Origin of the sequence: Dietzia cinnamea NBRC 102147 (assembly GCF_001571065.1) — a bacterium.
GTDB lineage: Bacteria > Actinomycetota > Actinomycetes > Mycobacteriales > Mycobacteriaceae > Dietzia > Dietzia cinnamea.
Genome location: NZ_BCSW01000019.1, coordinates 25,413 through 38,287 on the forward strand (window position 1 = coordinate 25,413; position 12,875 = coordinate 38,287).

At 71.5% G+C, this 12,875-nt stretch carries 12 protein-coding genes; 1 reads left to right on the forward strand and 11 read right to left on the reverse strand.

Translation table 11 applies throughout. The annotated features are described in order from the left end of the window. Positions 1 to 4: 4 nt before the first annotated feature. From DCI01S_RS08820 to DCI01S_RS08870, 11 genes are all read right to left on the reverse strand, one after another. Complete coding sequence (locus DCI01S_RS08820) at positions 5 to 1,390, reverse strand: 8-oxoguanine deaminase (RefSeq protein ID WP_061228896.1); 1,386 nt, start codon at positions 1,388 to 1,390, stop codon at positions 5 to 7. A gap of 14 nt (positions 1,391 to 1,404) precedes the next feature. Then, entirely contained in the window at positions 1,405 to 2,835 is a 1,431-nt protein-coding gene (locus DCI01S_RS08825; RefSeq protein ID WP_061228873.1) for an amidohydrolase family protein, read from the reverse strand. A 23-nt stretch (positions 2,836 to 2,858) separates the two neighbouring features. Beyond that, positions 2,859 to 3,464 carry a pyridoxamine 5'-phosphate oxidase family protein gene (locus DCI01S_RS08830; protein ID WP_061228874.1) on the reverse strand — a complete coding sequence of 202 codons (606 nt, stop codon included), beginning with the start codon at positions 3,462 to 3,464 and terminating at the stop codon, positions 2,859 to 2,861. After that, entirely contained in the window at positions 3,461 to 4,291 is an 831-nt protein-coding gene (locus DCI01S_RS08835) for a creatininase family protein (RefSeq protein ID WP_061228875.1), read from the reverse strand. The genes DCI01S_RS08830 and DCI01S_RS08835 overlap by 4 nt, the downstream gene beginning before the upstream one ends. Continuing rightward, the gene (locus DCI01S_RS08840) at positions 4,279 to 5,622 is read right to left on the reverse strand and encodes an FAD-binding oxidoreductase (protein ID WP_061228876.1); all 1,344 of its coding nucleotides are present in this window, start codon (positions 5,620 to 5,622) and stop codon (positions 4,279 to 4,281) included. Before DCI01S_RS08840 ends, DCI01S_RS08835 begins: the two co-directional genes overlap by 13 nt. A gap of 5 nt (positions 5,623 to 5,627) precedes the next feature. Continuing rightward, positions 5,628 to 6,818: a hypothetical protein gene (locus tag DCI01S_RS08845; RefSeq protein WP_061228877.1), complete on the reverse strand. Its 1,191-nt coding sequence runs from the start codon at positions 6,816 to 6,818 to the stop codon at positions 5,628 to 5,630. A gap of 92 nt (positions 6,819 to 6,910) precedes the next feature. Then, positions 6,911 to 7,429 carry a nucleoside deaminase gene (locus tag DCI01S_RS08850; RefSeq protein WP_061228878.1) on the reverse strand — a complete coding sequence of 173 codons (519 nt, stop codon included), beginning with the start codon at positions 7,427 to 7,429 and terminating at the stop codon, positions 6,911 to 6,913. Then, positions 7,429 to 8,619, reverse strand: coding sequence for an ABC transporter substrate-binding protein (locus DCI01S_RS08855; RefSeq protein ID WP_156482562.1), 1,191 nt, complete (start codon positions 8,617 to 8,619; stop codon positions 7,429 to 7,431). Before DCI01S_RS08855 ends, DCI01S_RS08850 begins: the two co-directional genes overlap by 1 nt. 120 nt (positions 8,620 to 8,739) lie before the next feature. Then, entirely contained in the window at positions 8,740 to 9,684 is a 945-nt protein-coding gene (locus tag DCI01S_RS08860; RefSeq protein ID WP_244881687.1) for an ABC transporter permease, read from the reverse strand. Then, positions 9,684 to 10,460: an ABC transporter ATP-binding protein gene (locus DCI01S_RS08865; protein ID WP_061228879.1), complete on the reverse strand. Its 777-nt coding sequence runs from the start codon at positions 10,458 to 10,460 to the stop codon at positions 9,684 to 9,686. The genes DCI01S_RS08860 and DCI01S_RS08865 overlap by 1 nt, the downstream gene beginning before the upstream one ends. Further along, entirely contained in the window at positions 10,457 to 11,812 is a 1,356-nt protein-coding gene (locus tag DCI01S_RS08870; RefSeq protein ID WP_082767709.1) for an amidohydrolase family protein, read from the reverse strand. Before DCI01S_RS08870 ends, DCI01S_RS08865 begins: the two co-directional genes overlap by 4 nt. Positions 11,813 to 12,147: 335 nt before the next feature. Here DCI01S_RS08870 and DCI01S_RS08875 point away from each other — a divergent pair, with 335 nt between their 5' ends. Next, positions 12,148 to 12,762: a type II toxin-antitoxin system RelB family anti-toxin gene (locus DCI01S_RS08875; protein ID WP_061228880.1), complete on the forward strand. Its 615-nt coding sequence runs from the start codon at positions 12,148 to 12,150 to the stop codon at positions 12,760 to 12,762. Positions 12,763 to 12,875: the final 113 nt, after the last annotated feature.

Sequence of the window (12,875 nt, forward strand, 5' to 3'; positions counted from 1 at the left end):
GCCCTCACCCCGCCTTCGCGAGCAACCGCCGGCGGGCCGCCACCACGTCGCGGGACACCGCCTCGGCGTCCACGGTCACGACCCGATCCGCGTCCACCACCCGGCGGCCCTGGACCCACACCCCGGCCATCGGCGGCCGCGAGCCCAAGACGAGGGCGGCCACCGGGTCGTCGATCGCCGTGTGGGTCGGGGCGTCCACCCGCCACAGGGCGACGTCGGCCAGATAACCGGGCGCGAGCCTCCCGATCTCGCCGTCGCGACCGAGCGCCCGGGCCCCGCCGACGGTGGCCATCCGCAGCGCGGTGCGCACGTCCATCGCCCGCGGGCCGCCGACGCCGCGCGCCAGCAGGAGCGCGGTGTGCATCTCCTCCCACAGCACGCCCGATTCGTTGCTCGCCGACCCGTCGACACCCAACCCCACCGGGATCCCGGCCGCGAGCATCGCCGGCACCCGCGCGATCCCGGCGCCGACACGACAGTTGGAGACCGGACAGTGCGCGGCCGCCATCCCGCCGGCGGCCATCGCGGCGATCGCGGCATCGTCCAGGTGGATGGAGTGGGCGAACCACACGTCCGGGCCGACCCAACCCACCGACTCCATGTACTCCATCGGTGTGCTGCCGAAGCGCTCGCGGCAGAACACCTCTTCGTCGTCGGTCTCGGCGAGGTGGGTGTGCAACCGCACTCCCCGCTCCCTGGCCAGTTCGGCGCTGATGCGCATCAGGTCGCTGGTCACCGAGAACGGCGAGCACGGTGCCACCGCGATGCGGCACATCGAGTCGGGCGCGGGGTCGTGGAACCGGTCGATCACATCGGCGGTGCCGGCGAGGATCGCGTCGGTGCTCTCCACCACCGAGTCCGGCGGCAGCCCGCCGTCGCGGCGCCCGAGATCCATCGAGCCGCGGGTGGGGTGGAACCGCAGGCCCACCGCGGCGGCCGCAGAGATCTCGGCGGCGAACACGTCCCCGGCGTCCGCCGGCACCACGTAGTGGTGGTCCGTGGTCGTGGTGCAGCCGCCCAGTGCCAGGTGCGCAAGCCCGCCGAGGGCCGCGGTGCGCACGTCGTCGGCGTCGATCCCCGCCCAGACCGGGTAGAGCGTGGTGAGCCACTCGAACAGCGTCGAGTCGACGGCCAGGCCACGCGTGAGCCACTGGTACAGGTGGTGATGGGTGTTGATGAGACCGGGCGTCGCCACGCAGCCGGTGCCGTCGACCCGCTCGGCGTCCGCGGGCACGAGCGCCGGATCGCACCGACCCCGGCCGACCGCGACGATCCGCCCACCATCGAGCAGGACGTGCCCGTCCGGGTACTCGGCCCCCGCGACACCGGGACCGTCCATCGTGACGACGGCACAGTTCTCGATGAGCACGGGGCGGATGGCCGCGGGCATGGTGGGGGACGCGGTCATGAGGGGACTCCGATCAGGGGGGTGACGGTCGAGGTGGTGGAGGCGGAACGGTCGAAGGCGGGGATGAAGCCTCGGGTGCGAGCCGACCGGACCATGCGCTCAGTGAGCTGGGCGTCGGCCTCGTCGGCGAGCGGGTGCAGGCTGCGCGCGCCCTCCGCCACCAGACGCCCACCCACGTAGACGTGGGTGAGATTGCGCAGCGAACAGGCCAGGACGTACGTGGCGACGGGGTCCCAGATCGGTCCGGTGGCTGGGGACGTGGGGTCGACGACGACGAGGTCCGCGTGCTTTCCCACCTCCACGCTGCCCACCCGGTCGGACAGGCCGAGGGCTTCCGCGGCCCCCAGGGTGTGCATGTGCAGGACCTCGCGGGCGGCCAGCACCGCGGCGTCGCAGTGGACGGCGCGCTGGGTGTACAGGCCGATCCGCATGTTCTGGAACGGGTCGGACACGTCGGTGCAGGACTGATCGTCCAGGCCCATCCCCACGCGGATGCCCGCGTCCCGGTACCGGGTGATGTCGGCGATGCCCGAGCCCAGCCGGCCGTTGGAGGTGGCCTGCCAGATCACGGCGGAGTCGGTCTCCGCGACCCGGCGGACCATGTGGTCGGTGGGGTGGACGAAGTGGCCGAACGCGAAGTCGGGGCCCAGGACCCCGGCGCGGTCGTACCAGTCGAACTTGGCCCGCTGCACCTCGAGTTGCTCGGCGGTCTCGACGAAGTGCGCCTGGTTGCCCACGCCGTGGGTGGCCATGGCGTGGAGTTCGCGCTCAGCGGTGACCGGCGACGACGACCACTGCACCGACCCGAACACCGACCCGCCCAGGTCCAGCTCACGGGGGACGGTGCGCAGCCGGTGCTCGGTGACGTGGGCGAACGCGTCGAAGCACTCGGCCTCGGGCAACTGCTCGTCGTCGAGGCGGGTGGAGGTGACGCAGCGGAGTCCGGAGTCGGCCTGGGCGTCGATCTGGCGGGTGACGAAGTCGACGTCGTGGACCCGCTCGGCGACCAGGGTCGAGGAGGCGTGGTCGAACACCGCCACGACCCGGCTCTGGGTGAAGTTGTAGGCGCTGGTCACACCGTTGCGCAGGAAGTCCAGGCAGCCGGCGAGGGTGAACCAGTACAGGTCCTCGGCCTCCGCCCCGACCATCATCTCGCCCAGCGTCGACACCCAGCCGTAGAGCGTGTCGTCGGGGGCGGTGCCGCGCATCCCGGCGGTGAACAGGTGGCTGTGCGCGGAGACGAACCCGGGGGCGAGGATGGCGCCGCCGAGGTCGTGGACTTCGCCCGGCAGGCCGAGCGGCGGGTCGCCGGGCCCGAGTCCGGCGATGATGCCGGCCTCGTCCACGTGGACCCAGCCGTGGAACCAGGCGGGCGCGGCCGGGTCCGCGGACACGGGCAGGACCAGCGCGTCGGTGAAGGTGATCATGGGTTCTCTCGTTCTCTCGTGTGTCAGCCCGGAAGTTCCTCGGCCCGCCACCGCTGCCCGTCCGTCACGAATCGGCGGCGGTGGGACGGCTCGTCGCGTCCGGCGGCCCAGAAGGTCACGGACCCGGGCCGCAGTCGCATGCCCAGCCACGTATCGGGCGGCTGCGCCGGCGACGGGCCGAACCGGTCCACCGCGGCGGCCCAGACCCGGCGTCTTCCCGGCGGGGCGAGTTCCGCCGTCGCGAGGTCGTTGGTCCAGGCCAGGAGCTTGAGGTACTCGCTGCGGGAGTGGTAGCTCGCCAGGTGCTCTTCTCGATCGGTCTGCTCGGCCACCCCGGTGACCGTGAGTTGCCGCGTCCGGTCGGCGGACACCACGACCAGCGTCGCGCGCGGGTCGGCGGCCAGGTCCAGGGCCTTCCTGGACCGCGAATCGGTGTGGAACGTGGGCCCGTCGGTGGTGGCCCCGGAGACCAGCAGGTGCCGGCAGTGCGGGGTGCCGTCCGATCCGACGGTGGCCAGGACCCCCAGCGGCGGATCCGCCGGGTCGACCGCCAACCACGCGACCATCGCCTCCAGTGGATCGTCGGTGGGGCCGGGCATGGTGACCACGGGCATCTCGACGGCGGTCACAGTCCAACTCCCGTCTCGGTGGCCGCGGCGGTGACGGTGGCCGCGGCGGGCACCCCGCGCGCCGGGTCGAACTCCTCGATCTCCGCGAGCGCGGCGGCCACGGTCTCCACGTGATCGGCCACCAACCGCCGGCCGGTCTCGGCGTCGGCCCCGGTGGGGTCGCCGATCACCCCGGTGTCGGACAGGTCGTCGGCCAACCAGCCGAGCCGCACGGGGCCGGTGAACCCGATGTGCCGGCACTCCGCGATCCCCGCGGGGACCCTCGCCTCGGCCACCGACATGTCGACGAGTTCGGGTTGCAGATGCAGCATCATCGACGTCTCCGCCCACCCGGCGTGGATGCCCATCCCCAGCTCGGTGGGGCCCGGGACCGCACGCCCGGCGTAGAGGAACGTGCGCAGCCCGAAGCGGCGGCGCAGTTCGCGCAGCGCCACCTCGAGCAGCGCGGAGTTGCCGCCGTGGCAGTTGACGAACAGCACCCGGGTGAACCCGCTGGCCCGCAGTGCCGAGCCGAGCTCGACCACCTCGCGCATCAGCGTCTCCCCGGAGATCCACAGCGCCCCGGCGAGGTTGGCGTGTTCGTCGCTCTTCGTGTATCCCAGCGCGGGCATGAGCCACGCGTCGACGCCCGCCTCCGCCGCGGCGGCCACCGCGTGGGCGGCCACGTGCTCGGCGACCAGGAGGTCGGTTGCCAGTGGCAGGTGCGGACCGTGGGGTTCGATCGCCCCGGCCGGGATGACGGCGACGGGGTCACCGGTTCCGACCCGGCCCGCCTCGACGGTCGTGAGTTCGGCGTAGCGCCGCTGCGGGCCGATCACGCCTCCCACCGCCCGGGGTTGAGCAGGCCGAACGGGTCGGTGCGGGCAGCCAGCGCGCGGACGGCCTCGGTGCCGTGGTCCACGCGGTACTGGTGCGGTGAGTGCACGCGCACCCCCAGCTCCTCCAGCACCGGCACACCCGCGTACGCGGCCTCCGGCGAGGTGTAGTGACCGTTGAGCATCCCGAACATCCGCCCGTGTCCCGCCTCCAGGTGCAGGGTCCCGCCCGGGTAGACGGCCTCCACCTCGTCGAGGCGTTCCACCAGGGCGTCACCCTGGCACTCCATGTGGAACCAGGTGTCCGGCTCGGCCTTCTGCAGCCAGTGGGTGGGGTGGTTGTAGGACAGGGTCGAGACCTTGATCGTCTCGTTGACGCCCGTGCGGACCGCCTCGACCACTCCCCCCGCACCGTCGATGATCGCCCGCACCTCGTCGACCGCGGCGGCGTCGACGATCGCCCGCAGGCTCGCCCGGCCGGCGGGGATGGCCTCGTCGGCGGGCAGGCACGAGGAGACGTGGGCGCCGTCCGCCGAGCACAGGCGCGGAGCCGGCTCGACCAGATGGACCCGCCGCGCCGCGGCGAACGCGTCGTGGTGGTCGTCGAAACTGGCGTACACGCACCGCCAGTCCTGCAGCGGCTCGATCCGCACGGTGGCGCGCACGATGATCCCGGCCACCCCGTAGGTGTGGACGAACGGCTGGGCGTCGGCGCCCTCCAGGTGCACGATCTCGGCGTCCTCGTGGGCGAAGACCACGTCGAGCGCCTCGACGAACCCCTCGTGGTTCCGACCGTGCACGATCGTGCCGGTGCCCGCCGACCCGCCGGCAAGGAACCCGCCGAGCGTCGACTGGACCGTCGACGGGTACATCCACAGCTGGCTGTCATGGTGGGAGGCCAGCCGCTTCTCGAGGCTCAGCATGCGGACCCCGGCCTCGGCGGTGACCACACCCGCCTCCGCGTCCACGTGGTCGACGCCTCGCAGCGCGGTCAGATCCAGGACCAGCCCGCCGTGCAGCGGGATCACCTGCCCGTAGTTGCCAGTGCCCTTACCGCGGGAGGTGATGGGCACCCGACGCCGCACCGCCGCGCGGACCACCGCCGGGACCTGCTCCACGCTGGTCGGTCGGCAGACGACCTCGGGTCGGCCGAGGGGCCACTGCTCCCGGAGGATCGGGCTGAGATAGGACCCGTCCCTGGAGGCCTTCTCCAGGGCACGGTCGTCGGTGTGGACGGCGCCCGGGCCGACCAGCTCGAGCAGGTCGTCGACCAGCCCGGCGACGTCGGCGCGGGGCTCGGCTGAGTTGGCGCAGGGCGCGGCGGGTGCGGATACGCGGGCCATGGCGATCAGTACCCCAACGAGATCGACGGGTCGATGAACTCGTTGGTCATGACCGCATCCGGCGTCATGGGTTCGGCGATCTCGATTCCGGCCGAGGCGAAGATCGGTCGGTTGAGCTCGATGAGCCGCTCCCAGCGCGCGGGGTCGAAGTCGCCGACCGTGCCGTTGTGACCGTCGCCCACCAGCCCAAGCTCGCGCATCGTCTCGAGGCCGTAGTCGGCCTGGGCCTGGGAGTAGACCCAGCCGGTGGCGTACTGGTCCACCAGGTCCAGCATCAGCTCATTGGTCGGCTGCGGGTCGGCGAGGTAGTCGACCAGCCCCTGCTGCAGAACCGGGACCAGCTTCTCCAGACACGCGGACTGCTCCTCGAGCTCGCCGGTGCGCACACTCACCGCCGACTTGTAGCTCGGGTATCCGGCGTCGTGGACGAGCTGATAGGCGATCGGCTTGTTCCACTCGGGCAGGTCGTTCTCGTAGACGTACAGCTCGCTCGAAGCGAAGCCCTGCTGCGCGGCCTCGCCGCCCGCGGCGACGAAGCTGGAGGTGGATCCGTCGTAGCTGCCGTCGATCTGGGCCTCGTCGAGGATCCCGGCGCCGGTCAGGTAGCGCCAGTAGGTGTCCGCCTCGAAGGTCAGCACCCGGGCGCCGGTCTCCTTGAGGTCGGCGATCTCCCGGACCTCCGGGTAGGTCTCCGGATCCCACATGATCATCATCGGGTTGATCTCGAGCGGGGCGAATACCGCCGTCACCGGGTTGGTCGCCGACACCTGGATCGCCTGGTCGGCGTCCACGAACCCGAGGGTGATGTCCGGGTCGGTGTACATCTGGGCCGAGACCGCCTGGAACCCGATGGCCGGCCCGCCGACCCGGATCTCCAGGTCGACCCCGGTGTACTCGTCGGAGACGAACAGCGGGCCGGTGACCTTCTTGGCCCCCGCGTCGACCTTGGGATCGGGTCCCAGCAGGTCGTAGATGTGGCCGTGCTCGGCCTCGGGGTTCCAGTCGGTCTGGATGACCACGGTGGCCGGGCAGGCGTCGCTCAGGTCGACGGCGCCGATCGCCCCCGTGTAGCCGGAGCCGGTGGAGCTCTCGGAGTCGCCACAGGCGCTGAGCGCGGTGAGCGCCAGGGCGCCGACGACGGCTCCGGTGGTCAGTCGCCGGCCGGCGTCGTGGCCGCGGGTGGGGCGGAAGTTCATGGGTGGGCCTTTCTCTCAGGCGGGTCTGTAAAGCGGGTGTGCGCAGCTCGAACGTGCTGCGGAACGGGTGGGAAGTGGACCGGCGGGCCGGTTCAGGCGTCCAGCCAGAAGCCGTCGTGGACCTCGCGAGCCCCGGGGACGTCGACGGGGCCGATCACCTCGATGCGTCTGCGGCCGCGGGCGAACACTTCGCGGCACGGCATGGCCATGGTGAGGTTCTGGGGGTCGTCCCCGGTGAGGACGGCGAGCTCGCTCTCGGACAGGGCGTAGACCACCCGGCCCAACCCCGCCCAGTACGTGGCCCCGGCGCACATCACACACGGTTCCGCGCTGGTGACCAGCGTCATCCCCTCCAGTTCGTCGGGTTCGTGCCGCAAGCCCACGTCGCGGACGACATTCGTCTCCGCGTGCCCGATCAGGTCGTGCTCGCAGCCGACGGTGTTGGTGGCGGTGGCCACGACCTCGCCATCGGCGTCGACCACGACCGCGCCGAACGGGTGGTTGCCCTCCGCGCGGGAGCGGCGGGCGACCTCCACCACCGTGAGCAGGTGCGGCATCCACGTCTCCGCGTCCGACGTCGCCTGACGCCTGGCGTCCGCGGTCGCCGGCATCACTTGAGTCCGATCGACGGGTCGATGAACCGGTTGGTGAGAACGGTCTCCGGCGAGACGTCAGCGGCGAGCTCCACGCCCAGCTGACCGTAGGCGTCCTTGAGGATCTCGACCATCTCGGCAGCGCGGGCATCCTCGAAGTTGCCGATCGTCTCGTCCGGTCCGTTGCCCACGAGGTCCAGCTCCAGCATCGTCTTGTGTGAGTGCTCGGCCAGCTCGGGGCTGTACACCCAGCCGGTGCTGTACTGCTCCACGATGTCGACGATCAGCTCGTTGGTGGCGGCCGGATCCTCGACGTAGTCGATGGTCGCCTGTTGCATCACCGGGACGAGCTTCTCCAGGCAGGGGGCGAGCTCCTCGAGTTCGGCCGACCGGACCGAGACCATCGACTTGTAGATCGGATACCCGATGTCGTGCAGCAACTGGTACTTCACCGGCTTGCCCCAGTCGGGGACCTCGTTCTCGTAGATGAACGGTTCGGCGCTGGCGAAGCCCTGCTGGGCGACCTTGCCCGCCCCGGCCACGAAGTTGGACGGGGAACCGTCGTAGCTGCCGTCAGCCTGCGACGGATCGAGGATGCCCGTGCCCGTGAGGTAGTTCATGTAGACGTTGCCCTCGAAGTACAGGACCCGTGCCTGCTCCTTCTTGAGATCCGCGATCGTCTCGACCTCGGGATACGTCTCCGGGTCCCACATGATCATCTGCGGGTTGATGTCGAGTGGGGCGAACACCCCGATCGTCGGGTTGTTCAGCGACGTCTGGACGGTCTGGTCCGAGTCGACGTAACCGAGCGTGATGTCCGGGTCCTGGTACATCTGACCGGTGACCTGCTGGAACCCGATCGCCGGACCACCGGCCCGGATCTCCACGTCCACGCCGGTGTACTCGCCCGAGGTGAACAGCGGGCCCGAGATGGATTTGGAGCCGGCGTCGACGGTGGGCTCTGGGCCGAGCAGCTCGTAGAGGTGGCCGTGCTCGGCCTCCGGGTTCCAGTCGGTCTGGATGACGATCTCCGCCGGGCAGACGTCGCTGAGGTCGACGGCGCCGATCTCCCCGCTGTAGCCGGAGGCCTGGGCCGAGTCGGAATCCCCGCCGCACGCGGTGAGGGTGACGGCGCCGAGGGCGCAGAGCGCGACCACGGAGACTGCAGAACGAGGGACGGCGGTGCGTGGGGTGACGGAGCGTCGCATTGCTTCTCCTGGCGATTGGTGGGTCTGAGTGAAGGGCCGGTATTGACGTGATCAATACTCGAAGTGAACCGCGCCCGTGTTTCGGCGGTGTTGCGGCTGGTGGCGAGTGTCGTTACGGACTCAGCGGGAATCGTCCGGGTTGTACCAACGCCCCACGACCCGGCGCGAGAGCAGGCCGAAGAACAGGAACACGGCCACGCCGAGCAGGGAGGCCAGGATGATCGACGCGAACAACTCGGGCGACTGCAGCCGCGCCCGGAAGGTGTCGATGAGGATGCCGATCCCCGGATCACCCTGCTTGAAGAAGAAGTCGCCGACGATCGCGCCGACCACCGACAGCCCGGCAGCCACGCGAAGGCCCTCGAACAGCGCCGGCAGGGCGGCAGGGGCCTCGAGCTTGCGCAGCACTGTGAGCCGCCCGGCGTGGTGCAGCGTAAAGAGCCGGCGCAGGCCCGGGTCGACGGACTTCAGCCCGAACAGGGTGTTGGAGACGATCGGGAACAGCGCGATCAACACGCACACGAACACGCGGGCGGTGAACCCGAAGCCGAACCAGAAGCCGATCAGCGGCACCAGCGCGAGGATCGGGATGCACTGCAGCACCACCGCGTAGGGGAACAGCGAGCGCTCGGCCCACTTCTCCTGGCTCATGATGATCGCCCACACGACGCCGATCACGAACGCGATCGCCAGCCCGGTCAGCGCGACGGTCGCGGTCCGGCCGAGCGCCTCGAGCATGCCCGAGATGCTGGGCCCGAACAGGCCGTCGGTGACCACCACGTGCGGCGCGGGAAGCAGGAACCGCCGCGACGGCTCGAGCACCCCGTAACTCACGAAGTACCACAGGCCCAGCACCGCGACCAGGACCGCCAACGGGCCGCCGTAGCGGACCACGGGCCCGTCAGCCGAGAGGCGGAACCGGGGGCGGGCGGGGCCAGCGGCGGGGGCTCCCCCGGCCGGTTCGGCCACCGGGCCGCGGCCCACGTCGGCGGCGGTGACCTTGTCGTCGTCGTGGGTTTTCACGGTCGCGCGGGCGGTGATTCCGTTCATCAGTGTGCCTCTCATCAGTGTGCCTCCTCGAGTGCCTGGGAAACCTCGCCGACGAGGTTGATGTAGTCCGCCGTGTAGCGGATCTCGGGGTCGCGGTCCGGCCCGAACGGCACGTCCACCGAATGGGTGATCCGCCCCGGCCGACCGGACATCACCACCACGCGCGTGGACAGGTACACCGCCTCCGCGACCGAGTGCGTGATGAACAGCCCGGCGAACCGCTTGGCCGCGAACAGCCCCAGCAGCTCGTCGCCGAGGCGCTGCCGGGTGATCTCGTCCAGCGCGCCGAACGGCTCGTCGAACAGGAACAACTCCGGGTCGAGGGTCAGCGAGCGGGCCAGCGAGACACGCATCTTCATGCCGCCCGACAGCTCCCGCGGCAGCGACTTCTCGAACCCGGCCAGGCCCACCAGTTCGATCGCCGCCGCCGCGCGGTCACGGCGTTCGGTGCGGCCGATGCCGTCGAGCTCGGCGAGCATCTCCACGTTCTGCTCGACCGTCCGCCACGGCAGCAGCGTCGCGTCCTGGAAGACGTAGCCGATGCGGTCGGTGCCGGTCTGCATGTAGCCGTCGGTGTGGGTGGCGAGCCCGGACGCGAGGCTGAGCAGCGTGGACTTGCCGCAGCCGGACGGGCCCACGACGCTGACGAACTCTCCGGCGCGGATCCGCAGGTCCACGCCGTCGAGCGCGCGGGTGCCATTGGGGTAGGTCACTCCGACGCCGTCGAATCCGAGGATCTCGCTGCCGGGCCGGGCGGCCTGCGCCGCCCGCATGTCGGTGGGTGTGGTCATCGGGTCTCCTCGTAGGTGGGTGTCCGTGGGTGGGTGGTGGCGGCTTGGTCGTCGAGCAGCGCGACACCGGGGTCGACGACGACGAGGACCTCCCTCGCCGCCACCACGCAGCCAGCCCGCAGCACGATCCGGTCGGGTGGCGCGTCGGCGATCACGTCGTCGAGCCCGCCCGCCCGGACCAGCAGCAGGTCGGCCCGGAGGCCGGGCGAGGGGCCGGCGAGCGGCAGACCCATGACTTCGCGGGCGCCGCCCGTGACGAGCTGCCAGGCGGTGTCCATGTCGAGGTGGGCGGCCACGATCAGCAACATCGCCGTCTCGGTGGCGTCGGAGCGGCCGACCGGGTTGAACGGGTCGCGCACGTTGTCGGCGCCGGCGGCGACGGTCACGTCGGTCTCGAGCAGGGCCCGCACCGGGGGCAGGCCGCGCGGGACCGAGGTGCAGCCGGCGCGGCCCTGCAGGTAGAGGTTGGTGATCGGCAGGGTCACCACCCCGACGTCCGCCCTGCTCAGCGCGCCGGCGGCGCGGGATTGGCCCGCCCCGTCGAGCGAGCCGATGCGGCAGCAGTGCCCGGCAGTGCGGATCTGCCCCGGCGGCCAGGTCGCGACACGGTCGGTGAACACCTCGAGCATGGCGTGGTCGCCGTCGAGGAACTCGTCCACGTGCAGGTCGATGCCGGTGCCCAGTTCCTCAGCGAGGTCCACCAGTCGGTTCGTCTCGGCGACCGGGTCGGTCGAGATGTGTGGGGCCCCGCCGATGAGGTCGGCACCGGCCGCGATCGCGGCGCGGGCCCGGTCCGCCGGGTCGACCTCGTTGACCATCACCGAGATCTGCAGGTCCATCACGCCGGCGAGCTCGTCGCGGACGCGGACGAGAGCGCGAACGCCGCGCAGCGGGTCGTGGTCGTCGTGCAGGTCCACGTGGCTGCGCACCGCGGTCGTCCCGTTGGCCACGAGCTTGCGCGCTGCGGCGAGGGCGCGGGCGTGGATCTCGTCCTCGTCGACCGTCGCGGCGTAGGCCCGCCACGCGTCGATCGCCGCCCCCAGGTCGCAGCCCGGCGGCCGCGTGGCGCCCCAGCTCAGGGCCTTGTCGAGGTGGGCGTGCGGCTCCGCGGGCGCGGTGAGCACCATGTAGCCGCGGGCGTCGATCACCGATTCGCCCCCGGTAGGACCACCGCGCGTCGGGGTGGTCCCCGCATCCGTCACGGCCACGACCAACCCGTCGACGATGTCCACGTCGACCACCCGGCCGCCCTGCAGCCGGGCCCCCGCGATCCGGTCCACGTGCCGCGGCGCGACTCGCTCGGCCCCGGCTCCGCGCTGTGCATCGCGCTGTGCCGCTCGTCGTGGTTCCATCGTTCCCCTCCTCTTCCCTCACGCCCGGCGCTTGCTCTCTGACCCGGCGCTGGCAAGCCCGGCCCACCGGTCTGGTCGCGCCCGGCGCGGCACTTGTGCTTCCGACCCCGGAGCGGGATAGTTGCCGGGTATTGATCGGATCAATACTGATGAGTGTGGTGGCCCCGTGTTTCGGCGGCATTACCCCGTTGTTCCGGCGCGGTTCCGGTGTCCGCCGATTCCGCGCCAACGCGACTACCTGCACGAATACCGACCCCGGCAGACCGCGTCCCACCAGATCCCGCCCCGCCAGACCCCGACCCGCCCCGACCCGCCCCGACCGCAAGGGAGGCCCCATGACCACCGCACGAGGCGACTCGCTGGACCGTCTCGGCGCGCGCATCCGGCACCACCGCCGCCAACTCGGACTGACGCTCGTCGAGGTGGCCGACCAGGCCGGGATCTCGCAGCCCTTCCTCAGTCAGATCGAGCGCGGTAAGGCGGCGCCCAGCATGTCCACGCTCGAGGGTCTCGCCCACGCCCTCGGCACCACCCAGGCCCACCTCCTCGACGCGGCCACCGCCGGCGGGGCCTCCGACACCGGCGGACCCGGAGACTCCGGCCGGGACCCGGCCCATTCCGACCGGGTCGACGTCCAGCGCTCCACCGAGGGCGCCACCCTGACCCGTGCGGAGGGCACGGTCGGCGGTCACACCCGACTCCTGCCCGGAGGCCCGGGGGGCACGCAGTTCCTCGAGTTCGTGGAGACCAACCACGTCCCGGGCCGGTTCTTCGAACACCCCGGCCAGGAATGGCTCTACATCACCCGGGGCACCGTCCTGCTCGAGGTCGGCGATTCGCTCACCCGACTCGAGGCGGGCGACGTCGCGAGGTACAACGGCACCCTCCCCCACCGGTGGTACGTCCCCGACGGCGGCGAGGCGTGCCTCATCGTCGCCCGACCGGGTTGACCGCGACCGGGCCGCCCGACCTGCGCCTGACCAGCACGACCACCACGACCACCCACCTCACTGCCCTGGGACATCCCCGCCCCGGCGCCCTCCCTCGCGCGCCGACCTGGGGC